Here is a 23,757-nt window from a genome sequence, read left to right as displayed (position 1 = left end):
AATGGTTGCCTTGGTGTGTTTTTACCGGCCATCTTGGCCTATGGATTGAATTTAATGTCCTCAACTTTAACCCCTGAAGCCGCTATTGGCGGCGAAAGCTTTGCCGATCTTTTTGCTGAAAGTCTGAAAACCCAAGACATGAAGTCTGGCGAAGTTATTTCGGCAGAAGTCCTTCGTGTTGATCACAATTTCGTCGTTGTTAACGCCGGCCTTAAATCGGAAGCTTTGATTCCGCTGGAAGAGTTCCTGAATGATCAGGGCGAGCTGGAAGTCAAGGAAGGTGATTTTGTTTCGGTTGCGATTGATTCGCTCGAAAATGGCTACGGCGACACCATTCTGTCGCGTGATCGCGCCAAGCGCCTGTCGGCCTGGCTGTCGCTCGAACAGGCGTTGGAATCCGGCGAACTGGTTAACGGCACCATCACCGGCAAAGTGAAGGGTGGTCTTACTGTCATGACGAACGGTATCCGCGCATTCCTGCCCGGCTCACTGGTCGACATGCGTCCTGTTAAAGACACCACGCCCTATGAGGGCAAAACGCTTGATTTCAAAGTTATCAAGCTCGATCGCAAGCGCAACAACGTTGTGCTGTCGCGCCGTGCGGTGCTTGAGGCCAGCATGGGCGAAGAGCGCGAAAAGCTGCTCGAAACATTGCACGAAGGTGCGGTTGTCAAAGGTATCGTCAAGAACATCACCGACTACGGTGCGTTTATCGACCTGGGCGGTATCGACGGTCTGTTGCACATTACCGACATGGCGTGGCGCCGTGTGCGTCATCCTTCTGAAGTTCTGTCCGTTGGCCAGGAAGTGGAAGCCAAAGTACTCAAGTTCGATCAAGAGAAGAGCCGTGTTTCACTGGGTGTGAAGCAATTGGGTGAAGATCCCTGGATCGGTCTGGCACGTCGTTACCCACAAGGTACACGTTTGTTCGGTAAAGTCACCAACCTCACCGACTACGGTTCATTTGTCGAGGTTGAAGACGGTATTGAAGGCCTGGTTCACGTTTCCGAAATGGATTGGACCAACAAGAACGTTGACCCACGCAAAGTCGTCACCCTGGGTGAAGAAGTTGAAGTCATGGTTCTGGAAATCGATGAAGATCGTCGTCGTATTTCGTTGGGTATGAAGCAGTGCCGCCAGAACCCGTGGGAAGAGTTCGCCATGAACTTCAAGCGCGGTGACAAGGTTAGCGGTGCAATCAAATCCATCACTGATTTTGGCGTATTCGTGGGCTTGCCAGGTGGTATCGACGGTCTGGTGCATTTGTCCGACCTGTCCTGGTCCGATACAGGTGAAGAAGCCGTTCGCAACTTCAAGAAGGGCGATGAGATCGAAGCCGTTGTCTTGGGTATCGATACCGATAAAGAGCGTATTTCCCTGGGCATCAAGCAACTTGAGGGCGACCCCTTCAACAACTTCGTTGCTACTTACGACAAGGGTGCAGTTGTTCCCGGCGTGATCAAATCAGTTGAAGCGAAAGGGGCTGTTATCAATCTGTCGCTCGACGTCGATGGCTATCTGCGTGCTTCTGAAATTTCCAGTGGTCGTGTTGAAGACGCCACAACGGTATTGAAAGAAGGCGAAAGCGTTGAAGCCATGATCATTAACGTTGATCGCAAGGCGCGTTCCATTCAGTTGTCCATCAAGGCTCGTGATAACGCTGAAACCGCTGAAACACTGCAGCGTATGACTGAGGCAAGTGCATCGTCCGGTACAACGAATCTGGGTGCATTGCTGAAAGCCAAGCTCGACCAGCAACGCGACGACGGTTAATTGGTGTGACTAAGTCAGAACTGATCGCCTTATTGGCCACCCGGTATCCGCAACTTGCGTTGCGTGATACCGATCTGGCTGTGAAAACGGTGCTTGAAGCCATGACTCAAGCGTTGGCCGATGGCCAGCGCATTGAAATCCGTGGCTTCGGCAGTTTCTCTTTATCGAAGCGGGCGCCTCGTGTGGGGCGTAATCCCAAATCAGGAGAAAAAGTCATGGTACCGGGTAAACAGGTTCCTCATTTCAAGGCCGGCAAAGAGCTGCGTGAGCGGGTTGACGCGGCATTTGAGCAGGAACAGGCCGGCAACAAGGCAGAGAAAGCTGAACTTTTTCCAACGTCGTACGACACGAAAATTGCGCATGGCTAGCTAACGCACGCCAAAGCAAATTTGCTGTATCGAAGAAGCCGGAACCCGCAATGGTTCCGGTTTTTTCATTTCAGATGTGTCCGGGCGGCTGCCCTCGATAAATTCCCTTTACAATTGTCATCACTGAAATATTTGCGGAGCCATTGTCATGCGCTATATCGTATGGGCATTGCGACTGATTATCTTTGTCGTTGTTTTATTGTTTGCCTTGAAGAACACGAATCCGGTTGAGGTCGGCTTCTATGGTGACCATGTTGTGTCGGGTGTGCCACTTATTGTCGTCATGCTGGTGGCGTTTGTTATTGGTATTGCGTTTGCGCTGCTTGCTGTCGTGCCGGCCACGCTGCGCCGCAGGCGGGAATTGAAAAAAGCCCAACGTGAGGTTCAACGCTTGCAGGACAGCCTTGCAACGCGGGAAGTTCAGGGGCATTCGGATCCTGAGCCGGCCGTACCGTTGGCACCGCTGTAGTACCTTTTTACTGCCTGATTCCAATATACAAGGCTTGATACATGGATTTTGAACCGTGGTGGCTCATTGCCGTTCCCGTTCTGTTTGGTTTGGGCTGGATTGCTGCGCGCGTGGATATTCGGCAAATGTTGTCTGAAACCCGCAGTTTGCCCGACTCTTACTTCAAGGGTCTGAACTTTATACTCAATGAAGAGCCCGACCGTGCAATTGATGCATTTGTCGAGGTGGCCAAGCTCGATCCTGAGACGACGGAGCTGCATTTTGCATTGGGGAGTTTGTTCCGGCGCCGGGGTGAAATGGAACGGGCGATTCGGGTGCACCAAAGTTTGTTGTCGCGTGCCGATTTACCGCAAGCAGAGCGCGAGCACGCATTGCATGAAATAGCGCACGATTATTTGAAAGCGGGCATGCTTGATCGCGCCGAAGAGGCTTTCTTACAGGTGGAGCATACACGTTTTGCCGTTTCAGCCGTGCGAGCCCTGATTAGAATTTATGAGTCTGAGCACGATTGGCCTCGGGCAATAGAGGCGGTAAAGCGTTTAACTGCGTTGGTTGATGAGCCTGTTCCGCAGTTGGTTCATTATCAGTGTGAACAGGCGCTGAGTGCGTTGTCGCAAAAGCCGGCCAAGCTCGACGTTGCACAAACTGCCCTTGATGCCGCAGAGAATGCGGCCGGAATCCTTAAAGTGCAACGAAAAGGGGCGGCATATCAGGCTCGTATTGCCATATTACGGGCAGCGTTGTGTCGTGCCAAAGGTGAGTCGGGTCCAGAACGGGTTTATTTGGAATCGATTTTGTCCGATGCCCCTGATTACGCCGGCCTGGTGGCGGCGGATCTTCTTGAAAACTATCGCCAGTCCGGCCATACGGACCAAGGCCTGGCTATCTTGAAGTCGCACTACGCCTTGTATCCATCGCTTGATTTGTTCAATCTGGTCTTTCGTGAACTGCGCAGCCAGGAAGGTTATGGTCCGGCATGGGCTTTTGCAAGGGAAGCGCTGCGTTCGACGCCGTCTTTACTGGGGCTCGACCGTCTTCTTGAGGCGGAACTGGCGGTTGATCACCGAGCTCAAGCTGATTCCCCCGCGGCAACGGCTGTAGCTCAGGCCGACCTCAGCCTGCTGCGTAGTCTTATTCATAAGCACAGTCAGCGTTTAGATCGTTATGCCTGCACCCAATGCGGCTTCGAGGCACGCAATTATTATTGGCAATGCCCGGGTTGCAATGCGTGGGAAACCTATCCACCCCGGCGCCTGGAGGAAATAAGATGACGGTCTTCCCGCAAGATAAAGTAGCGCGGGCGCGAGTGTTGGTGGTGGGCGATATTATGCTTGACCGCTATTGGTTCGGAGAGGTGGAGCGTATTTCGCCCGAAGCACCGGTTCCGGTTGTGCATGTTGCGCGCCGCGAGAACCGTTTGGGGGGCGCGGCTAATGTGGCGCGCAATATTGCTGCATTGGGCGGACAAACCACCCTGATTGGGGTGGTGGGCGACGATGAGGCCGGGGTTGAAATTGAAAACCTGGCAGCGCAGGATAATATCGCAACCCGTTTGGTTACCGATCCTGTTTTGCATACCACGTTGAAAATGCGCGTGCTTGGGCGGCAACAGCAAATGTTGCGTATTGATTTCGAAGAGCATCCCGGCGAGGCCAGCCTGGCTCAGGTAAAAACATTGTTTGCCGCGCAGTTGCAGCATCATGATGTGGTTGTGCTCTCCGACTATGCCAAGGGTGCGCTTGCCCATGTCGATGTATTAATAGACATGGCGCGGGCGGCGAATCGCCCGGTGTTGGTCGATCCCAAAGGGCACGATTACCAGCGTTATAAAGGGGCAACCATTATCACACCGAACCGGCAGGAAATGCGTGAGGCAGTGGGGTATTGGTCTTCTGAGGCAGATCTTGAGATGCGCGCGCAGGCTTTGCGTCATAAATTGGCACTTGAAGCGCTACTGGTAACGCGCTCTGAACAAGGGATGACGTTGTTTCTTGATGGATCGCGTTTTCATGTTGATGCGGCAGCTCAAGATGTGTTCGATGTTTCGGGCGCGGGTGATACGGTGTTGGCAACGCTTGCGCTGATGCGCGCTGCGGGGTTGTCGTGGGAGGATGCCGTAGCATGGGCTAATCGGGCCGGCGGCGTTGCCGTGGGTAAATTGGGCACGTCGGTGGTAACAGTAGGAGAGTTAAGATGATTGTGGTTACCGGAGGTGCCGGTTTCATTGGCAGCAATATTGTAAAAGGCTTGAATGTACGGGGCATCAGTGACATTTTGGTTGTTGATGACCTCACAGACGGCGATAAATTCATTAATTTGGTTAACCTGAACATTGCCGATTATTTGCATAAAGACGTGTTCCGAGAGCGCCTTTTGAAGGGGCAGTTGTCGGGCATAGAAGCGGTCTTTCATCAGGGGGCCTGCTCCGACACGACCGAACGTAACGGCCAATACATGATGGATAACAATTATCGTGTCACCCTGGAGCTGTTCGAGTGGTGCCAGCAGGCCAAGGTGCCTTTTATTTATGCTTCATCGGCAGCGGTTTACGGTGCGGGCCCCAGTTATATTGAAGATATTTTGTATGAATCGCCGCTGAATGTTTACGGCTATTCGAAATTTTTGTTTGATCAGGTTTTACGCCGCCGTTTAAGTGCATTGACGGCACCGGTGGTGGGTTTACGGTACTTCAACGTGTATGGCCCCCATGAACAGCATAAAGGGCGCATGTCTTCGGTTGCCTTTCATAATGCCAACCAATATCGAGAAGAGAACCATGTTCGCTTGTTTGGTGGCTGGGATGGCTACCCCGACGGAGGGCAACAGCGCGACTTTATTTATGTAGACGATGCCGTAGAGGTTAATTTGTATTTCCTTGAGCATCCCGAAATTTCCGGCATCTTCAACTGCGGAACGGGTCGGGCCCAGCCTTTCAATGACGTTGCGTGCGCGGTTGTAAATGCCTTGCGTATGGCTGAAGGCGAGTCGGAGCTGTCATTGCAGGAGTTGGTGGATCAACAGCTTATTCATTACATTGACTTTCCGGAAGACCTGAAAGGACGTTATCAAAGTCACACCCAGGCCGATTTAACCCAATTGCGGGAAGCCGGGTACGACAAACCTTTCCACGACGTGCATACTGGTGTGACCAAATATATGCAGTATCTGCTGGAGCAAGGGCGCTTATAAGCGCGTCAGTGGGCGTCAGTCTGCCCCTGTGGGTGCGTAGCTTTACGCATGGATAAACCACAGACGGGTCCGTATCGGTTTTGAGCGCTTTCACGCAAGATCAAACATCGGGGATATCCCCCGATGTTTTTTCTTATCAGGAGCGCTTTCATGAATCCCTTTACTGAGTCAACGGTAGCCAAACCTTCGGATATAACCTGGCGTGAGCCTGCTGCGGCGCCTGGGTGGGTCAAGCAGTTGTCCCGAACTTGCCTGTGCCTTGCATTACTTGGAACGACTTATGCCAACACCGCGCACGCGGTCGACGTCAATGCCGCCACGCTGGCGCAACTCGAAACGGTGAAAGGTATCGGCCCCAAAACCGCCGGTATTATCATTCAGGAGCGGGCGCGCGGCGGCAGTTATGAGTCGTTTGAAGACTTATCTGATCGTGTGCGGGGTATCGGCCCGGCCAAGGTCGCAGCTTTACGAACGGCCGGCCTTACTTTGGGGTCGGGTACCATGCCAAACAGTCCGAACAAGGTGTATGATTTGCGCCATGAAAACATACATGACGATTGAAGACACCATCGGAAATACCCCTTTGGTTCGCTTGCAACGGATTCCGGGCAGCCTTGCGCAAGAGCGGGGTAATGTCATTTTGGCCAAGCTCGAGGGAAATAACCCGGCCGGGTCGGTAAAAGACCGCCCGGCGGCCTCAATGATTCGTCGTGCCGAGGCGCGAGGTGAGATCAAACCCGGCGATACGCTCATTGAAGCAACCAGCGGCAATACAGGTATTGCACTTGCCATGGTCGCTGCCATTCGTGGGTATCGCATGATTCTGATCATGCCCGACAATCTTTCGCTTGAGCGTCGGGCATCGATGGCGGCTTATGGCGCAGAGCTGATTCTTACCAAAGCCAGTGATGGCGGCATGGAATATGCGCGTGATCTGGCGATGAAAATGCAGGCCGAAGGAAAAGGCAAGGTGCTCGATCAATTTGCCAATCCCGACAATTTCCAGGCGCACATCGACACCACAGGTCCCGAGCTTTGGGAGCAAACCGGGGGTGAAATTACCCATTTCATTAGCGCAATGGGTACAACGGGAACGATTATGGGGGTTGGCATGTATTTGCGCGGCCGGAACCCCGATATTCAAATTATCGGTGCGCAGCCGGCCGAGGGGTCGCAAATTCCGGGTATTCGTAAATGGTCAACCGCATATCAGCCGAAGATTTATGATCCCTCGAAGGTTGATGCGTTCGAACTGATTGAACAATCGAAAGCCGAAACCATGGCGCGACGCTTGGCCGCCGAAGAAGGGATCTTCGGCGGTATATCGTCTGCCGGCGCGCTGATCGCTGCGTTGCGCGTGGCAGAGCGGGTGGAAAACGCGACCATTGTGTTTATTGTGTGTGATCGCGGCGACCGTTATTTGTCGACGGGTGTTTTTAACCCCGCCGACTAACTCAAAATGCGCGCCCGTAGCCCATGCGATCAGCCAGGATGTTAGCCAGTTCAGCCACCGAAGTAGCATAGAAATAGCTGCGGTTGTATTCGGTTAATGCGAAAAAATTAGGTGTAGCAACCCGGTATTCGGCCAGGTTGCGTGGTTCATCCAACAGGTCGATCACGCCGACGGGGTGGCGTGTCCAGGCGTCGCTCTCGTGCCCGGCGCGCGCCTGGAAACCGGCTTTGTTAAGTTCAGGCCAAGTTAGATTGGGCGTTAGGCCGCCATCGACCCATTTGGCCGCGTTGGCGGGCACAGTAACCGGTGCGAAAACCGGCAGGCCGGGCTCCCAGCCGTGCAGCCGCAGGAATCGGGCAACCGACGCGACAGCATCGGCAACACTGTGGTGCAGATTAATTCTACTGTCCCGGTCGCCGTCGGCGGCGAAACGCCGCAAACTGCCCGGCATGAATTGCGGCAGGCCCATGGCACCCGCAAATGAACCCGTCACGTTCATTGCATCGAGTTCTTTTTTCCAGTCCAGTTCAATCAGGTCTGCCAACTGGTCGCGAAACAATTGGCTGCGTTCAGGCCGGTTCGGGTCGGGATTGCGGAAGCCCAGGGTGGCCAGCGCGTCGAGAACGGCAAAACTTCCGGTATACCGACCATAAAGCGTTTCAACGCCGATAATGGCAACAATGACCGATACCGGCACGCCGTAACGCTTTGCGGTGTCGTCGAGTAACGCCTGGTGCTCTTGCCAGAAACTCACGCCCTGGTTAATTCGCACCGGCTCCACATAACGTTTTCTATAAGTGACCCAACTACGTTTTATGCGCCCCGAAGACGGCGTCATCAGCCGAGCAACCTTTGGGTTATAGTGAGCGGCTTGCAAGAGTCGCGTAACATGGTTCAGCGGGACGTTTCTGGTTTGTGATACTTCGTTGGCGTAGGCCTGAATGTCGGGCAGCAACCTTCCGTTGGCGTCGGTAAAACCCTTGGCCTGGTTAATTGACCCGCCGGCCTGAATGGCCGGTGCCTCTGCTGCGCGTGGTGCGACGTATGCCAAAGTGGTGATTGTTTCAGACGCTGGGCCGGCCGATGCCGGATTGTCATGGATAGCAGTGTCTGGGCTTTGTGCCTGGCTGGTTGCGACGTTAGGGGCCGAGGCGCATCCCGCCAGAACCATAACGATTGAAGCTTGCAATACTTTTACGGCTTTGAACATAATCTTCCTTATGCAGACCCTATATATTACTCATCCTGCCTGTCATCTGCACGAAATGGGTAGCTGGCATCCCGAGTGTCCTGAACGCCTCGATGCGATTAATGACCAGTTTCTGGCTAGTGGGATTGCGGGGTTGCTGCGATCATGTGAGGCGCGTGAGGCGAGCGAGTCCGATTTACTGCGGGTTCATACCCACGCACACCTGGATTTCTTGAAAAAACATGTACCGTCGAGCGGGTATTTTGAGGTTGATCCGGATACCTATATGAATCCCCATACGTTGGCCGCATCGCTGGCAGCGGCCGGAGCTGGATTAACGGCGGTGGATGAAATTATGAACAGACAGGCGCAGAACGCATTTTGTGCGGTTCGTCCCCCGGGTCATCATGCCCGACCCGACCAGGCGATGGGGTTCTGTTTTTTGAATAATATTGGTGTAACTGTAGCGTATGCACTTGAAAAATATAATCTTGGAAAAGTCGCTATTATCGATTTTGATGTACACCATGGGAATGGGACCGCAGAAATGTTTGCGAGTGACTCAAGGGTGTTGATGTGCAGCTTTTATCAGAATTTGATATTTCCTAACGTACACACTGAAAAAAAATCAGAAAATATGTTAAACATACCAGTTGAGGCCTACGCAACCGGTGAGGTGGTTCGAAAATTAATTTCAGATCATTGGCTGCCGCGCTTGCAGGCTTTTGAACCCGAGTTTATTTTTGTATCGGCTGGGTTCGATGCCCACAGGGAAGACGAATTGGCTCAGCTGGGTTTGGTGGAAAACGATTACGCCTGGATCACCGAACAAATTGTGGCACAGGCTGAGGCGTCGGCGCAGGGTCGCGTCGTTAGCTTTCTTGAAGGTGGTTACAACTTGTCTGCGCTTGGACGCAGCGCGGTTGCCCATGTCAAGGCATTGGCTAAGCTGTAAAATGGAAAAATTTTAATCCCCCGGAGGAACTGCTCGATGAAGGTTTTGGTGCCCGTCAAGCGTGTGGTTGATTACAACGTCAAGGTACGCGTGAAATCCGATGAAAGCGGCGTTGATATCGCCAACGTCAAAATGTCTATGAATCCCTTCGACGAAATTGCTGTTGAAGAAGCAACGCGCCTGAAGGAGCAAGGGGCGGCAACGGAAGTGGTCGCAGTGTCGTGCGGGGTTCAGCAATGTCAGGAAACCTTGCGCACGGCAATGGCCATTGGTGCCGACCGTTCTGTTTTAGTGCAAACCGACGCAGAGTTGCAGCCTTTGGCGGTTGCGAAACTGTTGAAAGCCGTTGTTGAAAAAGAAGCGCCGCAGCTCGTGATTCTGGGTAAGCAGGCAATCGACGACGATGCCAACCAAACCGGTCAAATGCTGGCTGCGTTGTTGAATTGGCCCCAGGCTACGTTTGCCAGCAAAGTCGAGGTTTCGGGCGACACGGCAAAAGTCACCCGTGAAATTGACGGCGGTCTTGAAACGATTTCCTTGAAGCTGCCCGCCATTGTTACAACCGATTTACGCCTGAATGAACCACGTTACGTCACGCTGCCCAACATTATGAAGGCGAAGAAAAAAACCATTGACACTCTTACGCCTGATGAGTTGGGTGTCGATGTCGCGCCCCGTCTTAAGACATTGAAAGTGACTGAACCGCCTGTGCGTTCCGCCGGTGTGGTGGTTGCTGATGTGCCGGCGTTGGTCGATAAACTGAAGAACGAAGCGAAGGTGGTGTAATTATGTCGATTCTGGTGATTGCTGAACACGATAATGCCCAGTTGAAAGGGGCAACCTATAACGTCCTGGCGGCGGCTGCGAAGTTGGGTGGTGACGTCCATGTGCTGGTAATGGGTCAAGGCGCCCAGGCAGCGGCTGATCAGGCTGCCAAGGCGCAAGGCGTGGCCAAAGTTTTGTTGGCCGATGGCGCATCGCTGGCCGAGGGGTTGGCTGAAAATGCCTCAGCCCAAGTACTGGCCCTGGCCTCTGATTATTCTCATATTTTGTTTGCGGCGACTGCTTCAGGCAAGAACGTGGCGCCACGTGTGGCCGCCAAGCTTGATGTTGCTCAAATTTCCGATATTGTTTCGGTCGATGCCCCTGATACGTTCCAACGTCCTATCTATGCGGGTAATGCCATTGCAACGGTTCAGTCGGGCGATGCGGTGAAAGTGATTACGGTTCGTACGACAGCCTTTGACGGCGTTGCACCTGAGGGTGGGCAGGCGGCGGTTGAGTCGGTCAGCCCAGTCGACGATTCGGGCTTGTCGTCTTTTGTGGGACGCGAACTGGCGAAAAGTGATCGGCCGGAACTGGCGGGTGCCAGTGCAGTGGTTTCCGGTGGTCGTGGCATGGGCAGCGCGGAAAACTTCAAAATTCTTGAGCCGTTGGCCGACAAGCTGGGTGCCGCGTTGGGCGCTTCGCGTGCCGCGGTTGATTCAGGATATGCCCCGAACGATTGGCAGGTGGGTCAAACCGGCAAAATCGTTGCGCCGCAGTTGTATGTGGCGGTAGGGATATCCGGTGCCATTCAGCACTTGGCCGGCATGAAAGATTCCAAGGTTATTGTGGCAATCAATAAAGACGCCGAGGCACCGATTTTCGGGGTGGCCGATTACGGCTTGGTGGCGGATTTATTCAAAGCCGTGCCTGAGCTTACCGACGCGTTGTAAATTGTGCCGGCGGCCGGGTTCAGCCCGACCAAACGATTTACTGCACGAAAAAGTGCTTGCTAAATTCACTGTTGTTTTATACAGTATAAGAATACTGTGTTTAACAACAGTGAATTTTTTTATTCAGTTTCTGTTTGTATGTGGTTCAAACAGGCTTAATAAAGGCTTAATAGCGAGGCAAGCATGAATTCCTTTACACATAACGGCCACCGCGCCGAAACAGCGAAAAACGGCCGTCAAACACGCGGCCCGAATCAATCCGGCGTATCAAAATGGCCCTTTACACCCTCGGCGTCTTTTCCACGTTCGAAATCGTCGCCGTCCGGCCACTATGCTGGCAGTGGCACTGATGCAGGCGGCACCAAAAACAAAGGTAAGCTTACCCGTGCCGCAATGGTTTCAGATGTTTTTTTGGTAGTGGTTTGGGGGGCAACCATTCCGGGTCTTATGTGGCTGGGTACTTTAGGCGGTTTTTAACTGTCAAAGTGAAATAGAAATGTCAACGCTAAATAGAAATGTCCGCTGTCAACGCTAAATAGAAATGTCCGCTTTTCATACTCTTCTTTCTCTTATATAATTGTGGGCTTTGCAACCTCATCCTCTGCTGGGCTTTTTACAAACAAAGCATGTGGTTTAAACATGCCGTAAAAATGTGTTATTCAAACATGCCCTGAACATGATGATTTATGGAGTCTATCGTGGATCTTATCCAACAGTTGGAGCAAGAAGAAATTGCTCGTCTTACCAATGGTGAACCCCGCCCCGAGTTTGGGCCTGGCGATACCGTTGTTGTTAACGTAAACGTGGTTGAAGGCAACCGCAAGCGTGTGCAGGCGTATGAAGGTGTTGTAATTGCACGTCGCAACCGTGGTTTGAACTCTTCGTTCATCGTTCGTAAAATTTCTTCGGGTGAAGCGGTGGAGCGTACATTCCAGCTTTACTCCCCTCAAATTGCTTCCATCGAAGTCAAGCGCCGCGGCGACGTCCGTCGTGCTAAACTTTACTACCTGCGTAACCGTTCGGGTAAATCGGCGCGTATTAAAGAAAAACTGGTTCGCAAGGCAGACAAAAAAGCAGCTGAATAAGCACTTTTTCTGCTCCAGTTAATCAAAGGCACCCCGGGCGGTGCCTTTGTTTTTTTGTGGTTTATGTCGCAAAATCCTTCCATTCCTCCGTGTCGCGTACGTCCTGTTGTCAAACTTTCGTTTGACCCGCAAACTCAACCCGTGATTGCTCCCAATGTTGTTTTGAATCCTTTGCCGGACGCTGCACTACAGGCAGACTTCATTGCGCAGGCATTTAGCCGGAACATTGAGTGGCAGGTGGAACCGGTTTTTGCGAAAGATTTTTTGGTTCATCGCGACCCCGAAACCGGTTTATTGTTGCCGGATCATTCCGGTATGATTCCGGCCGCCGTTTTTTTTCCTCTCATTCAACGTGAAAACGGTTTGCATGTTTTGTTTACACGCAGAACGGACCACCTTACGTCGCACGCCGGCCAGATCTGCTTTCCCGGAGGGCGAATTGAGTTGCATGATGCTGACGTTATCGCCGCAGCGCTCAGGGAAACCCACGAAGAGGTGGGTATTGGGCCCGATCACATACAACTGATTGGAACGCAACCCGGTTTTATTACGTCTACCGGCTATACCATGCAGCCGGTTATTGGGTTGGTGAAGCCTGGCTTTGTCGTGCAGCCCGATCAATCGGAAGTTGCCGAGGTTTTTGAAGCGCCTTTGTCGTACTTAATGGATCCACGGCATCATCAGCTTCACCAGGCAACATTACCCGACGGCCGCCAGCGTTTGTATTTTTCCATGCCCTGGAACCACTATTTTATTTGGGGCGCGACGGCGGCATTGGTGCGAAATTTCTATCATTATTTGGCCGCTGCACATAAACAACTGTAAAGGCCGTTACCTTTGGTCGTTAATACCGGCCTTGCGCCTCATTCTCGGCAAGCAGTCTTACGTACAGCGCGTGCCTTGAGGGCGGAATGGCACCGCTTTTTACCGCCTCCAGAATGGCACAGCCCGGTTCGTGGCGGTGGGAACAGTTGTAGAACCGACATTGCCCTGTGTAGGGGGCGAACTCGGCGAACCCGGCTTCTATCTCGGTATTGCTCAGGTGATACAAGCCGAAATTCTGGAAGCCGGGTGAGTCAATTAAATGTCCGCCTTGGGGTAAATCGTATAAGCGTGTGCTGGTGGTGGTGTGTTTGCCCGCATCAAGCGCAATAGAATGGGCCTGGGTTTGCGCTTTTGCATTGGGAATAAGCGTGTTCAACAAAGTTGATTTCCCCATACCGCTTTGCCCCAGTAGCAAACAGGTTTTATCGCGTAAATGCGGAAGCAAGGTTGCGTTGACCTGATCGGCGTTTAGCGCACTGAGCTCAATAACGGGTAAGTCGAACGCTGAGAAGGCTTTAAGGCGTTCACGTGCAGTCTTTAAATTTTCTTGTATGTCGGCCTTGTTCAGAATAATAAGACAATCAATGCCGGCGGCCCGCGCGGCCACCAGGGCGCGACCCACCAGGTCGTCGGAGAAGGCGGGGGTGGTTGCTACGACGATAAGCAGCAGGTCGACGTTCGCTGCGAACTGTTTTGTGCGCATGTCGTCTGAGCGATACAGTAAATTGCGGCGCTCAAGACGTTTGACGATCACCCCTTCTTCCTCGCCCTCCAGTTGAACGAGCACGTTGTCGCCAACGGCGGCATCGGTTTTCTTGCCTTTCGGGAAACAGGTGCGTTGGGTACCATCGGTTAGCTCAATGGTGTAATGTCGCCCGTGCGCGCTGACGACCCGGCCACAAACTTCTTTTTCATTTCCCATGGCGTTCGGTTTTCGCACTTAAAGACCGTACTTCAGTTTTTGGATACGAATGGCCGCCGGAGGGTGGCTATCGTAGAAAGCGGAGTGGAGGGGGTCGGGGGTGAGCGTAGCCGCGTTATCGTCGTACAGTTTGACCAACGCCGATACCAATGCATCGGGGCTGGCTTGTTGGGCGGCGAAATGGTCGGCCTGGAATTCGTCGCGCCGCGACAACAAACTGAATAATGGCGTAACCCAGAATGTGAAAACGGGAACAACCAGGAAAAACAGTATCAATGCCAGCGCGTCGTTTGGTCGACCCAGTTGCGGAATAACACCCAGATCGGTGTAAAACCAAACTTGTTGCGAGAGCCATCCCAATACCTGAAAGAAGATGAGGGCCAGGAGGAAACTTAGGGCCATGCGTTTAATAATATGCTTGAACTTGAAGTGTCCCAACTCATGCGCCAGTACGGCTTCGATTTCCTCGCCGGATAATTTTGAAAGCAGTGTATCGAAAAACACAATGCGACGCGATTTGCCGAAGCCGGTGAAATACGCGTTGCCGTGTGCCGAACGCTTTGATCCGTCCATGACGAACAAGCCGTTGATCGCGAAGCCGCAACGTTTCGCCAGATTATGAATACGTTCAGCCAGTTCGGGGTTGTCCAGCGGGGTGAATTTGTTGAACAGCGGTGCAATGACGGTGGGGAATAGCCACATAATGGCCAGGTTAAAAGCCACCCAAATACCCCAGGCCCACCAATGCCAGTTGGCGCCCGCGTTACCCATAACCCAAAGGACCAGGGCCGCCAGCGGCAGGCCCAGAATCAGGGTAACCAGTAATCCCTTCGCCAGGTCGCTGAAAAACAGGGCGGGTGTCATTCGGTTGAAGCCAAAACGTGCTTCAAGGCGAAATTTGCGCCATAAGGAAAAGGGCAGGTTTACCACCCCCATAATTAATACCACAGAGCCGATAAGGGCCAATTGACGCACCATTTCATTCTCGATAAGGCGGGCCAGTTCAACATCCAGGAATTGCAAGCCGCCCAATAAGGTAAGCCCTATCAGAACGGCTGCGTCCACCAGGGTTTCCATCATGCTGACTTGGATCTTGCCGTGCGTGTAGTCGGCCGCTCGTTGATGACTGCGCAGGCTGATACGGTCGGCAAATGCAGCCGGCACTTCGTTGCGATGTTGGTGAACATGGCGAATTTGGCGCCAGCCCAACCAAAGGCGCGTCACGATATCGGCAAACAGAAAGGCAACAAACAGAATGGTGAACATAGACACTGGACAGTTATGCGAAAATTGGTGTTTTAAGGGATGATTATATGGCGGTTAATAAAGAACAACGTTTAATATGGCTCGACCTGGAAATGACGGGTCTCGATCCGGAAAAAGAGCGCATTATTGAAGCTGCGGTGGTGGTTACGGAACCCGACCTTACCCTGGTGGCGGAAGGGCCGGTTATGGTGGTCCACCAGAGCAACGAAATTCTGGATGCGATGGACAAATGGAACACATCGACCCACGGCCGTACCGGCTTGACCGACAAGGTCAAGGCCTCGACCATCACGGAACAAGAAGCTGAAGAGACCTTGTTGAAATTTTTGGCACAACACGTACCTGCCGGAAAATCACCACTGTGCGGCAACACTGTTGGCCAGGACCGCCGTTTTTTGGTCAAGTACATGCCGCGGCTGGAGGTTTTCTTCCATTACCGCAACCTCGACGTGAGTACTTTGAAGGAGCTGGCATTACGTTGGAGGCCTGAAGTGTACAAAAGTTTCGTTAAACAAAGTCGTCACGAAGCGTTGGCCGATATTTACGAGTCAATCGATGAGCTCAAACACTATCGTGAACATTTTCTTAAACTGGATACCCCTGCTGCCTCATGAGTGATACAACTATTTCTCTTTCCGACAGCAGCGTGCTGTTGTCGATTCAGAACGGCATCGCGCGCATTACGCTGAATCGCCCCGACAAACTCAACAGCTTCACGGCGCAAATGCATGAGGCTATGCGTGAAGCCATGACACACGTTGAAAAGCAAACTCCGCGGGTCTTGGTTATTACCGGCGCGGGGCGAGGTTTTTGCGCCGGGCAGGATCTATCTGCGCGTGTAGCCAAGCCCGGTCAGGCACGGGTGGACTTGGGTGAAAGTATCGAGAAGAACTACGGCCCGCTGGTTAAACGCTTGCGCGCGTTACCCATGCCGGTCGTGGTGGGCGTAAACGGGGTTGCCGCCGGTGCCGGTGCGAATCTGGCTTTGGCGGGCGATATTGTCATCGCGCGCGAATCGGCCGGCTTCATCGAGCCGTTTTGTCGCCTGGGCTTGTTGCCCGATACGGGTGGCACTTATGCTTTACCACGCTTGGTGGGGTCGGCCCGGGCTATGGGCATGGCTTTGTTGGGCGAGAAAATAAGCGCCCGTAAAGCCGAGCAATGGGGGCTTATTTGGGAGTGCGTTGCCGACGACGCGTTCGAAGATCGCCTGAATGAATTGGCACAACACTTTTCAACTGCGCCCACGAAGGGGTTGGCGGCGGCTAAACACGCGCTGAACCAAAGCCTGGGTCATACTCTGGCTGAACAATTGGATCTGGAGCGTGATTTAATGCGTGATTTGGGTTACAGCGACGATTACGCCGAAGGTGTTGCAGCGTTTATGGAAAAACGCACGCCGGTGTTCAAGGGGCGTTAATATGCTGCCGAGCATGCCGGGTGCGGTGGCTGGTATAGGTACCGATATTGCCGTTGTCAGCCGTTTCGAGGCGGCTTTCAAGCGGTTTGGCTTACGTTTCGCCCAGCGCATTTTGGGCCCGGGCGAATTGCAGGTTTTCGAGCGTCGACGTGCGCGTGATCCGGCGCGGGGAACCCGTTATCTGGCCACGCGGTTTGCCGCCAAAGAAGCCTTCTCCAAAGCGATCGGGCTGGGTTTGCATAGCCCCATGAGCTGGACGCGTATGGAAACCCTGAACGCACCAGGCGGCAAGCCGCAAGTGAAGCTGAACGGTATATTGGCCGATTGGTACGCCGAGCGCTTTGGTGCCGCACATGTTTCCGTGAGCGATGAGAAAGACATGGTGATTGCATTTGTTTTGGTAGAGTCAAAGTCGGCCTGAGCGGCCAAGGGAGCATTATGGTTGCGGTGTTGCCGCCTGGCCAGGTCATGGTCGATGTGGAAGGATTGAGTCTTGAGCCTCACGAAGCAGCGCGTTTGCGTCATCCGCATGTAGGCGGCGTTATCCTTTTTGCACGTAACTTTGAAAGTCGAACGCAACTCACGCAGTTGTGCGCCGAGATTCACGCGGTACGCGACGAACCCTTGCTTATTGCGGTCGACCACGAGGGTGGGCGTGTTCAGCGTTTCAAGTCCGATGGCTTTACGCCTCTGCCGTGTATGCGCCGCTTTGGTGAAATCTGGGAGGATGACTCTTTGGCAGCTATGCGCCTGGCGACCGAAACGGGTTATGTATTGGGTGCTGAGCTGCGTGCGTGCGGTGTTGATTTAAGTTTCACGCCGGTACTCGATCTGGATTACGGCCAGAGCTCCGTTATTGGCGATCGTGCTTTTCACCGTGAGCCCCAGGTTGTGGCTATGTTGGCACGCGCTTTGATTCAGGGGCTGATGCTGGCCGGCATGGCGGCATGCGGCAAGCATTTTCCCGGCCATGGTTATGTGGTGGCTGACTCGCATCACGAGATTCCGGTTGACGACCGCTCGCTTGAGGAAATCATGCGTGAAGATGCCGCCCCTTATGGATGGCTGGGCGACATGGTGTTGCCTTCGGTGATGCCTGCGCATGTTATTTATCCGAAGGTGGATGCGCATCCGGCCGGATTCTCGCGTTACTGGATTCAGCATATTTTACGTGAGCAGCTCGGCTACGAAGGGGTGGTGTTTTCCGATGATTTAACCATGGAAGGCGCTTCGGTTGCGGGCGATATTCTGGCGCGTGCGCAAGCGGCGTTCGGGGCAGGATGCGATATGGTGCTGGTGTGCAATCGTCCCGATTTGGCCGACACGCTTTTACAGCAGCTTGAGCAGCCTGAAAATCATGCCGAGGCGGTTGCCCGCATTCGTCAACTAGCGCCGCGCTTTGCGTGTGCCAATTGGGATGCCTTACAACATCAGTCACGATATCAGTATGCCCGAGACCTTCAATCTGAAATCATTTCTGGCTGATCTCCCGCATTTGCCGGGCGTGTATCGTCATTTGGATGAAAATGACGAGGTCTTGTATGTAGGTAAGGCGCGCGATCTTAAAAAGCGGGTTTCGTCTTATTTCCAGAAGAATCTGTCGAGCCCGCGTATCGCCCACATGGTGGCGCGGGTTAAACGGGTTGAAGTCACGGTTACGCGCACGGAAGCCGAAGCGTTGTTGTTGGAAAACAATTTAATCAAACGTTTGCGGCCCCGCTATAACATTCTTTTTCGCGATGACAAATCGTATCCCTATTTGCAAATTACCGGGCATGAAGCGCCCCGCATTGCTTACTACAGGGGCACCACAAGCGGCAAGGGGCGGTATTTCGGGCCTTATCCGAACTCGTGGGCTGTGCGCGAGACTATCCAGATTTTGCAGCGGGTGTTCCGTTTACGCACTTGTGAAGACAGCGTGTATGCGCATCGGTCGCGCCCTTGTTTGTTGCATCAAATTGGTCGGTGTTCGGCACCGTGCGTGGGCGTGATTTCCATTAAAGACTATCAGCATGATGTTGATCGTGCGGTACGATTTCTTGATGGGCAAGCCGGTGACGTGATGCGCGACATGGAAGGGCGCATGCAAGAGGCGTCCGAGCGCCTGGCGTTTGAAGAGGCCGCCGTTTTGCGCGACCAAATGGCGGCATTGGCCAGCGTTCTGCAGCAACAAACTATGGAGAAAATCGGCGATGAGGATGCCGATATTATTGCCGTGGCCATTGCCGGAGGGCGAGTTTGCGTGAATCTGGCTATGGTGCGTGGCGGACGTCACTTAGGCGATAAAGCTTTTTTCCCAACGCACACGCAGGACGATGAGCCGGGTGAAATTTTGTCGGCATTTGTGGCGCAACATTATCTTGATAGTCCGTTACCCCCCTTGTTGATTTGTTCCCATGCGTTATCTGATAGCGATTTGGTTGCATTGCTGCAGGAGCAGTTGGGCGTGCGTACCCGAGTGCTGACACGGCCGCAAGCCACGCGTCGATCATGGTTGGAACAGGCCCAGAAGAATGCGCAAATGGCACTGGCCCGTATGCTCACGGAGTCGGGCGCTCGTGTAACACGAACCCGTGCCCTGGCTGAAGCCCTGGGGCTGGAAACCGACGAAACCGCATTGGACGCTTTGTATATTGAGTGTTTTGATATTAGTCATACTGCCGGTGAGGCCACGCAAGCGTCTTGTGTGGTGTTCAAACATCACGAAATGCAAACCTCTTTATATCGTCGCTATAACATTGCCGGAGTCGCGCCGGGCGACGACTACGCGGCAATGCGGCAGGTTTTAACGCGCCGGTTTTCACGTGTTGCCGATGGGCAGGCGCCCATGCCGTCTTTGGTACTGGTCGACGGCGGTAAAGGCCAAGTCAGCATTGCGCGACAAGTATTTGCCGAACTCGGTCTGGATATTTCCACTTTGGTGGGCGTGGCGAAAGGTGAGGGTCGTCGTGTGGGTTTGGAAACGTTGGTTTTTGCCGACGATCGGGAACCGGTTGCATTGGGGAAAGAGTCGGCGGCGTTAATGCTTATTGCGCAGATTCGCGATGAGGCTCATCGTTTTGCGATTACCGGAATGCGGGCCCAGCGGGCCAAGGCCCGCAATGTTTCACGGTTGGAGCAAATTGAAGGTGTCGGCGCTAAACGCCGCCAGAAGTTGTTGGCGCGTTTTGGCGGGCTGTCGGGCGTGGCGGCAGCCAGCATCGACGACTTATGCCAGGTGGATGGTATTTCAGCCGAATTGGCCGAGCGCATCTATTATGCGCTGCGATAAGTTAGTATTACGACTATGCCATTGAACACACCGATGATTCTGACCTGGCTGCGGATTGCGTTGATCCCGCTGGTCGTTGCGCTGTTTTACCTTCCTGCCGGATGGTTGGGGGGAGAGGCATTGCGTGACACGCTGGCCGCCTCGGCATTTATTGTGGCGGCGTTAACCGATTGGTTCGATGGCTGGCTGGCCCGGCGGTGGAACCAAACTTCGGCGTTCGGCGCATTTCTCGACCCGGTCGCCGATAAGCTCATGGTGTGCGCGGCTTTGCTCGTGCTGCTCGATTTGCAACGGGTTGATATTTTCATTGCGCTTATTATTATCGGCCGTGAAATCACCATTTCGGCCCTGCGTGAATGGATGGCACAAATTGGCGCCAGCGGCAGTGTGGCGGTACACTGGCTGGGTAAGTTTAAAACAGCTGCGCAAATGGTGGCGATTCCCTGTTTGTTGTATGGTCAGTCTTTGTTCGGGGTGTCATCCATGCAGGTAGGCAGTATACTGATCATAGTTGCGGCCATTCTCACCGTATGGTCGATGTTTTATTACCTGCGCCGCGCCTGGCCGCAAATCCGGGAGCGCGCTTCCTGAGCCTGCCAGGCATCGTTGCAGCAGGCGTTTAGCCGAATGTAGAAGATTATGGTTGCCACTACCGTCGAAGATATTCCCGATAGCCCCCAGGTTCAAAAAAACGATTGGAAAATCATTAGCTTGATTGGCGCCGCACATGCCGGTTCGCATTTTTTCCAATTGGTTCTCCCAACCTTGTTTTTGTCTCTGGCCAATGAGTTCGGTTTCAGCTACAGCCAGTTGGGTTTGCTGGTTTCCGTTTTCTTCATAACGTCGGGTGTGGGCCAGGCGTCGTCCGGCTTTATTGTCGACCGTATCGGCCCCGCCCCGGTCTTGCATTTTGGTTTGGCTTGTTTCGTGTTGTCCGGCGTACTTATCGGGTTTTCGAACAGCTACGCCTTATTGCTATTGGCGGCCTTTATTGGCGGGGTAGGCAATTCTGTTTTTCACCCGGTTGATTATTCCATTATTAACCACCGGATAAGCCGCTATCGTTTGGGCCACGCATACAGCACGCACGGGTTCACGGGGAACTTGGGTTGGGCGCTTACCCCGGTGTTTATGTCGGCGTTAATTTATATGGCCGATTGGCGTGTTGCCGCTTTTGGTGCGGCGGCTTTGCTGGGTGTCATTTTGGTTGTTGTCTGGTTGGGGCGCGATCTGCTTTCGGGGCGCAATATTGTCGGGCGCAAAATCAGCGCGCCTGTCGACCATAAAGGCGACCCGGCATCCTTGGCGTCGAAATCGGTTGCCGAAACCTTTGTGACTTTAATTAAGCAGCCTGTTTTGTGGGGTGCGTTCTTTTTCTTCACGTGCTCAACCATGTCGCTTTCAGCGGTGCAAAGCTTTACCATTCCCATGCTGGGGCAGGTGTACGGTATTGATAAAGTCTTGGCCGGCACGGCATTGTCGGGCTATATGCTGGCGTCTGCGGCTGGCATGATTGCCGGAGGTTTTCTGGTTGGCGCAAGCCGCCGCAATGAAATGACAGTTGCCGGGTCTTTGATTCTTGCCGGTCTCATTCTGGTGTTGTTGGCGTCGGGTATGTTGCATCCCTGGCTGGCCATTGTCATGGTCGGGTTAGGTGGTTTTTGCGCTGGTATTGCGGCACCATCGCGCGACATGCTGGTGCGCAGCGTGACACCCAAAGGGGCAACCGGCACGGTATACGGGTTGGTGTATTCGGGCATGGATGTCGGTGCATCCATTGGCCCGGTTGTATTCGGTATTCTGCTCGACGCCGGTTTCCGTCAGGGCCCGTGGGTGGGTGCTGCCATTACTTTCGCGCTTGCTGCGGTGGTTGCCTTGGTTATCGGCCATACGGTCGCTCAGCGCAAAGCCACCGGGGCGGCGCCCGCATAACCAACGCCCGCTTCTATCTTAAAACTTATTGGCGTGGCGTGCGGGTCGGTTCAAATACCAGGGGCTCACTGCTGCGCCATGGGTTAATGTCCAAACCTCCACGGCGCGTATAGCAGGCATATACAAATAAAAATTCAGGGTGGCATGCCTGCCAAATATCGCAATAAATCTTTTCCACGCAGTGCTCGTGGAATTCTGTGTGTTGGCGTAGCGACACAATGTATTTCAACAATGATTCCTGATCGATTTGGGGGCCTTTGTATTGGATTTGCAGGCTGCCCCAATCGGGTTGCCCGGTGACCGGGCAGTTTGATTTCAATAAGTCGGACGTAAGTGTTTCGTTAACCGGTTGAGGGTTTGTTGTGCACTTCAATAGGCCCGCATTGGGTTGGTAGTGTTCAATGTCGACGTCGGCTCCATCAATATTCAAGCCCTCCAGCGGGGCACATTGTATGGTTTGAATCTCGTGTAAGTCAGTTAATGCCACTTTAATATGCCCGCCTGCTACTGCCGATAAATCTTTTTCCAAATGGTGTTGCACACTGCTTATTGAGTTGAATTGGCTTTCGTTAAAGCTGTTTAGATAGAGTTTGAAGGACTTTGATTCAATAATGTGGGGGGTGTTATGCGGCACAATAAAACGGGCCATGGCCACCATTGGTTTGCCGCGTGTGTTAAGCCAAGACACTTCGTACGCATGCCAGATATCCGCGCCCGCCCAGTTCGGGATGAAGGGCAGCTGCGCCCGGTTGGTTTCCCGGTTAACCGGGAAAAGAATGCTGGGGTCATAATGTGTTGGATAGGCGACATCGCGCCCAAGGGGGGCCTGATCTAAAGGGGAAGACGACATTTTATTTTGAAAAAGGGTAGGAAAATTGCGACAGTCATGTGAACATTTTACTGTGCTTGATTTAAATCAATGAACTAAAGCTTACTATCAGGTACAGTTTTGTCATGTCCGTAATGTCCTTATTCGCCCCTCCGGTCGCAATGGCACCGGCCGACCGAAATGCACGACGCCACATGGTGGCACGGTTGGGTTTGGCGTGGTTGGGCATGATGCAGGTCATGATGTTTGCGTTTCCCGGTTACTTGCGCAATCAACCCATGTCGGTTGAAAACCAATTATTCCTCGATGACGCCATTGTTTTGCTGAATTGGTTAAGTCTGGTTCTTACGGTACCCGTCATTTTGTATTGCGCCTGGCCGGTTTGGAAAGGGGCTCTGGGTCGTTCCCGTTCACGTGTTATTACCATGGATGTCCCCGTTGCCTTGGGCATTTCGGCGGCGTTTATTCCCAGCGTTTACGCTACCTGGGTCAACCACGGTGAAGTGTATTTTGAGTCGGTCACTATGTTTGTGGCTTTCCTGCTCACGGCACGCTACTTGGAGTTTTGCGCGCAACAAACCATGGCGCACGGCGCTTTTCATGAAAATATTCAATCATTACGCCATGCTTTGTCGGCGGGTGCCGACCGTATTGCGCTTTGGTTTACCGTTGCGCAACTTACTTTGGCCGCGCTGGCGGGGGCATATTGGTTTGTTTTCGCACCGGAACATGCCGTAGCGGTGACGGTTGCTTTGCTGGTAATCAGTTGCCCGTGTGCCTTGGCAATGTCGGTGCCTACGGCTATTGCCGCCGCGCACGCAAGCTTGTACCAGCGTCAACAGGTTTCTTCCCGCCACCTTGAACAATTATCCAAAGACACAACGCGGGTAGCGCATCAGAATTTGTATGGTTCCATGATATGGCACTTATTGCTTACACCTTTAGCGGCATTGGGTTATGTGCAACCCTGGTTGGCGGCGATCACCATGCTGGTGTCGTCGCTTGCCGTAGCGGCAAATGCTTTGCGTTTGTATCGCCGACAATCCCGTGAACTGGCCGGCGTGTGGGTGGGCCGGGCCGTTCAGGGTTAGGC

The 23,757-nt window shown here is 53.3% G+C and carries 26 protein-coding genes; 22 read left to right on the top strand and 4 right to left on the bottom strand.

What is annotated here, in order from left to right; all coding sequences use genetic code 11:
• Positions 1 to 54: 54 nt before the first annotated feature.
• From rpsA to cysM, 8 genes are all read left to right on the top strand, one after another.
• Positions 55 to 1,773 carry a 30S ribosomal protein S1 gene (rpsA, locus tag CJO09_RS01335; protein WP_114421908.1) on the top strand — a complete coding sequence of 573 codons (1,719 nt, stop codon included), beginning with the start codon at positions 55 to 57 and terminating at the stop codon, positions 1,771 to 1,773.
• Positions 1,774 to 1,778: 5 nt separating this feature from the next.
• The gene (locus tag CJO09_RS01330; RefSeq protein ID WP_114421909.1) at positions 1,779 to 2,141 is read left to right on the top strand and encodes an integration host factor subunit beta; all 363 of its coding nucleotides are present in this window, start codon (positions 1,779 to 1,781) and stop codon (positions 2,139 to 2,141) included.
• Between the two features lie 148 nt (positions 2,142 to 2,289).
• Positions 2,290 to 2,610 carry a LapA family protein gene (locus CJO09_RS01325; protein WP_119440761.1) on the top strand — a complete coding sequence of 107 codons (321 nt, stop codon included), beginning with the start codon at positions 2,290 to 2,292 and terminating at the stop codon, positions 2,608 to 2,610.
• 41 nt (positions 2,611 to 2,651) lie between these two features.
• Complete coding sequence (gene lapB, locus CJO09_RS01320; protein WP_119440760.1) at positions 2,652 to 3,881, top strand: lipopolysaccharide assembly protein LapB; 1,230 nt, start codon at positions 2,652 to 2,654, stop codon at positions 3,879 to 3,881.
• Positions 3,878 to 4,807, top strand: a complete 930-nt coding sequence (rfaE1, locus tag CJO09_RS01315) for a D-glycero-beta-D-manno-heptose-7-phosphate kinase (protein ID WP_119440759.1) — start codon at positions 3,878 to 3,880, stop codon at positions 4,805 to 4,807. Before lapB ends, rfaE1 begins: the two co-directional genes overlap by 4 nt.
• Complete coding sequence (gene rfaD / locus CJO09_RS01310; RefSeq protein ID WP_119440758.1) at positions 4,804 to 5,799, top strand: ADP-glyceromanno-heptose 6-epimerase; 996 nt, start codon at positions 4,804 to 4,806, stop codon at positions 5,797 to 5,799. Before rfaE1 ends, rfaD begins: the two co-directional genes overlap by 4 nt.
• A gap of 150 nt (positions 5,800 to 5,949) precedes the next feature.
• Positions 5,950 to 6,360: a ComEA family DNA-binding protein gene (locus tag CJO09_RS01305; RefSeq protein ID WP_245961196.1), complete on the top strand. Its 411-nt coding sequence runs from the start codon at positions 5,950 to 5,952 to the stop codon at positions 6,358 to 6,360.
• Entirely contained in the window at positions 6,338 to 7,252 is a 915-nt protein-coding gene (gene cysM / locus CJO09_RS01300) for a cysteine synthase CysM (protein WP_119440757.1), read from the top strand. Before CJO09_RS01305 ends, cysM begins: the two co-directional genes overlap by 23 nt.
• A 1-nt stretch (position 7,253) precedes the next feature.
• Here cysM and mltB read toward each other — a convergent pair whose 3' ends face one another.
• Positions 7,254 to 8,462: a lytic murein transglycosylase B gene (gene mltB, locus CJO09_RS01295; protein WP_119440756.1), complete on the bottom strand. Its 1,209-nt coding sequence runs from the start codon at positions 8,460 to 8,462 to the stop codon at positions 7,254 to 7,256.
• 10 nt (positions 8,463 to 8,472) lie between these two features.
• On the opposite strand from mltB, the gene CJO09_RS01290 reads away from it, so the two are divergent.
• From CJO09_RS01290 to CJO09_RS01265, 6 genes are all read left to right on the top strand, one after another.
• Entirely contained in the window at positions 8,473 to 9,396 is a 924-nt protein-coding gene (locus CJO09_RS01290; RefSeq protein ID WP_119440755.1) for a histone deacetylase family protein, read from the top strand.
• Positions 9,397 to 9,432: 36 nt separating this feature from the next.
• Complete coding sequence (locus CJO09_RS01285) at positions 9,433 to 10,182, top strand: electron transfer flavoprotein subunit beta/FixA family protein (protein ID WP_119440754.1); 750 nt, start codon at positions 9,433 to 9,435, stop codon at positions 10,180 to 10,182.
• A 2-nt stretch (positions 10,183 to 10,184) separates the two neighbouring features.
• Positions 10,185 to 11,114, top strand: a complete 930-nt coding sequence (locus tag CJO09_RS01280) for an electron transfer flavoprotein subunit alpha/FixB family protein (RefSeq protein WP_119440753.1) — start codon at positions 10,185 to 10,187, stop codon at positions 11,112 to 11,114.
• A gap of 183 nt (positions 11,115 to 11,297) precedes the next feature.
• On the top strand, positions 11,298 to 11,591 hold the full coding sequence (locus CJO09_RS01275) for a hypothetical protein (RefSeq protein WP_119440752.1): 294 nt from the start codon (positions 11,298 to 11,300) through the stop codon (positions 11,589 to 11,591).
• 221 nt (positions 11,592 to 11,812) lie between these two features.
• Positions 11,813 to 12,199 (top strand): 50S ribosomal protein L19, encoded by a 387-nt coding sequence (rplS, locus tag CJO09_RS01270; RefSeq protein WP_114421945.1) that lies wholly within the window; start codon positions 11,813 to 11,815, stop codon positions 12,197 to 12,199.
• A gap of 141 nt (positions 12,200 to 12,340) precedes the next feature.
• A complete protein-coding gene (locus CJO09_RS01265) occupies positions 12,341 to 13,024 on the top strand; it encodes a CoA pyrophosphatase (RefSeq protein ID WP_245961195.1) in 684 nt (227 codons plus the stop codon).
• Positions 13,025 to 13,043: 19 nt separating this feature from the next.
• Here CJO09_RS01265 and rsgA read toward each other — a convergent pair whose 3' ends face one another.
• Both rsgA and CJO09_RS01255 read right to left on the bottom strand, forming a co-directional pair.
• The gene (gene rsgA, locus CJO09_RS01260) at positions 13,044 to 13,946 is read right to left on the bottom strand and encodes a ribosome small subunit-dependent GTPase A (protein WP_119440750.1); all 903 of its coding nucleotides are present in this window, start codon (positions 13,944 to 13,946) and stop codon (positions 13,044 to 13,046) included.
• A gap of 18 nt (positions 13,947 to 13,964) precedes the next feature.
• Positions 13,965 to 15,212, bottom strand: a complete 1,248-nt coding sequence (locus CJO09_RS01255; RefSeq protein ID WP_119440749.1) for a M48 family metallopeptidase — start codon at positions 15,210 to 15,212, stop codon at positions 13,965 to 13,967.
• A 47-nt stretch (positions 15,213 to 15,259) separates the two neighbouring features.
• On the opposite strand from CJO09_RS01255, the gene orn reads away from it, so the two are divergent.
• From orn to CJO09_RS01220, 7 genes are read left to right on the top strand one after another with little or no spacing between them, the layout of a single operon-like run.
• Positions 15,260 to 15,826, top strand: a complete 567-nt coding sequence (gene orn, locus CJO09_RS01250; protein WP_119440748.1) for an oligoribonuclease — start codon at positions 15,260 to 15,262, stop codon at positions 15,824 to 15,826.
• Positions 15,823 to 16,632, top strand: coding sequence for a 2-(1,2-epoxy-1,2-dihydrophenyl)acetyl-CoA isomerase PaaG (paaG, locus tag CJO09_RS01245; protein WP_119440747.1), 810 nt, complete (start codon positions 15,823 to 15,825; stop codon positions 16,630 to 16,632). The genes orn and paaG overlap by 4 nt, the downstream gene beginning before the upstream one ends.
• A 1-nt stretch (position 16,633) precedes the next feature.
• Positions 16,634 to 17,053, top strand: a complete 420-nt coding sequence (gene acpS, locus CJO09_RS01240; RefSeq protein WP_119440746.1) for a holo-ACP synthase — start codon at positions 16,634 to 16,636, stop codon at positions 17,051 to 17,053.
• Between the two features lie 17 nt (positions 17,054 to 17,070).
• The gene (gene nagZ, locus CJO09_RS01235; protein WP_119440745.1) at positions 17,071 to 18,117 is read left to right on the top strand and encodes a beta-N-acetylhexosaminidase; all 1,047 of its coding nucleotides are present in this window, start codon (positions 17,071 to 17,073) and stop codon (positions 18,115 to 18,117) included.
• The gene (gene uvrC, locus CJO09_RS01230; RefSeq protein ID WP_119440744.1) at positions 18,080 to 19,903 is read left to right on the top strand and encodes an excinuclease ABC subunit UvrC; all 1,824 of its coding nucleotides are present in this window, start codon (positions 18,080 to 18,082) and stop codon (positions 19,901 to 19,903) included. The genes nagZ and uvrC overlap by 38 nt, the downstream gene beginning before the upstream one ends.
• Before the next feature lie 15 nt (positions 19,904 to 19,918).
• Complete coding sequence (gene pgsA / locus CJO09_RS01225; RefSeq protein ID WP_119440743.1) at positions 19,919 to 20,494, top strand: CDP-diacylglycerol--glycerol-3-phosphate 3-phosphatidyltransferase; 576 nt, start codon at positions 19,919 to 19,921, stop codon at positions 20,492 to 20,494.
• A gap of 48 nt (positions 20,495 to 20,542) precedes the next feature.
• Positions 20,543 to 21,835: an MFS transporter gene (locus CJO09_RS01220; RefSeq protein WP_119440742.1), complete on the top strand. Its 1,293-nt coding sequence runs from the start codon at positions 20,543 to 20,545 to the stop codon at positions 21,833 to 21,835.
• Positions 21,836 to 21,860: 25 nt separating this feature from the next.
• Here CJO09_RS01220 and queF read toward each other — a convergent pair whose 3' ends face one another.
• Positions 21,861 to 22,685 carry an NADPH-dependent 7-cyano-7-deazaguanine reductase QueF gene (queF, locus tag CJO09_RS01215; RefSeq protein WP_119440741.1) on the bottom strand — a complete coding sequence of 275 codons (825 nt, stop codon included), beginning with the start codon at positions 22,683 to 22,685 and terminating at the stop codon, positions 21,861 to 21,863.
• Positions 22,686 to 22,789: 104 nt separating this feature from the next.
• Here queF and CJO09_RS01210 point away from each other — a divergent pair, with 104 nt between their 5' ends.
• Complete coding sequence (locus tag CJO09_RS01210; RefSeq protein WP_119440740.1) at positions 22,790 to 23,755, top strand: P-type ATPase actuator domain-containing protein; 966 nt, start codon at positions 22,790 to 22,792, stop codon at positions 23,753 to 23,755.
• Positions 23,756 to 23,757: the final 2 nt, after the last annotated feature.

It is taken from the genome of Neopusillimonas maritima, assembly GCF_003576595.1.
Taxonomy (GTDB): domain Bacteria; phylum Pseudomonadota; class Gammaproteobacteria; order Burkholderiales; family Burkholderiaceae_B; genus Neopusillimonas; species Neopusillimonas maritima.
The sequence above is the reverse complement of the archived record's forward strand: the minus strand, read 5'-3'. Positions and strand labels throughout refer to the sequence as shown.

Coding starts and splice junctions, on each gene's coding strand:
- rpsA (WP_114421908.1), top strand. CDS start 55: ATGTCCTCAACTTTAACCCCTGAAGCCGCTATTGGCGGCGAAAGCTTT.
- CJO09_RS01325 (WP_119440761.1), top strand. CDS start 2,290: ATGCGCTATATCGTATGGGCATTGCGACTGATTATCTTTGTCGTTGTT.
- lapB (WP_119440760.1), top strand. CDS start 2,652: ATGGATTTTGAACCGTGGTGGCTCATTGCCGTTCCCGTTCTGTTTGGT.
- rfaE1 (WP_119440759.1), top strand. CDS start 3,878: ATGACGGTCTTCCCGCAAGATAAAGTAGCGCGGGCGCGAGTGTTGGTG.
- rfaD (WP_119440758.1), top strand. CDS start 4,804: ATGATTGTGGTTACCGGAGGTGCCGGTTTCATTGGCAGCAATATTGTA.
- CJO09_RS01305 (WP_245961196.1), top strand. CDS start 5,950: ATGAATCCCTTTACTGAGTCAACGGTAGCCAAACCTTCGGATATAACC.
- cysM (WP_119440757.1), top strand. CDS start 6,338: ATGAAAACATACATGACGATTGAAGACACCATCGGAAATACCCCTTTG.
- mltB (WP_119440756.1), bottom strand. CDS start 8,462: ATGTTCAAAGCCGTAAAAGTATTGCAAGCTTCAATCGTTATGGTTCTG.
- CJO09_RS01290 (WP_119440755.1), top strand. CDS start 8,473: ATGCAGACCCTATATATTACTCATCCTGCCTGTCATCTGCACGAAATG.
- CJO09_RS01285 (WP_119440754.1), top strand. CDS start 9,433: ATGAAGGTTTTGGTGCCCGTCAAGCGTGTGGTTGATTACAACGTCAAG.
- CJO09_RS01280 (WP_119440753.1), top strand. CDS start 10,185: ATGTCGATTCTGGTGATTGCTGAACACGATAATGCCCAGTTGAAAGGG.
- CJO09_RS01275 (WP_119440752.1), top strand. CDS start 11,298: ATGAATTCCTTTACACATAACGGCCACCGCGCCGAAACAGCGAAAAAC.
- rsgA (WP_119440750.1), bottom strand. CDS start 13,946: ATGGGAAATGAAAAAGAAGTTTGTGGCCGGGTCGTCAGCGCGCACGGG.
- CJO09_RS01255 (WP_119440749.1), bottom strand. CDS start 15,212: ATGTTCACCATTCTGTTTGTTGCCTTTCTGTTTGCCGATATCGTGACG.
- orn (WP_119440748.1), top strand. CDS start 15,260: ATGGCGGTTAATAAAGAACAACGTTTAATATGGCTCGACCTGGAAATG.
- paaG (WP_119440747.1), top strand. CDS start 15,823: ATGAGTGATACAACTATTTCTCTTTCCGACAGCAGCGTGCTGTTGTCG.
- acpS (WP_119440746.1), top strand. CDS start 16,634: ATGCTGCCGAGCATGCCGGGTGCGGTGGCTGGTATAGGTACCGATATT.
- nagZ (WP_119440745.1), top strand. CDS start 17,071: ATGGTTGCGGTGTTGCCGCCTGGCCAGGTCATGGTCGATGTGGAAGGA.
- uvrC (WP_119440744.1), top strand. CDS start 18,080: ATGCCCGAGACCTTCAATCTGAAATCATTTCTGGCTGATCTCCCGCAT.
- pgsA (WP_119440743.1), top strand. CDS start 19,919: ATGCCATTGAACACACCGATGATTCTGACCTGGCTGCGGATTGCGTTG.
- CJO09_RS01220 (WP_119440742.1), top strand. CDS start 20,543: ATGGTTGCCACTACCGTCGAAGATATTCCCGATAGCCCCCAGGTTCAA.
- queF (WP_119440741.1), bottom strand. CDS start 22,685: ATGTCGTCTTCCCCTTTAGATCAGGCCCCCCTTGGGCGCGATGTCGCC.
- CJO09_RS01210 (WP_119440740.1), top strand. CDS start 22,790: ATGTCCGTAATGTCCTTATTCGCCCCTCCGGTCGCAATGGCACCGGCC.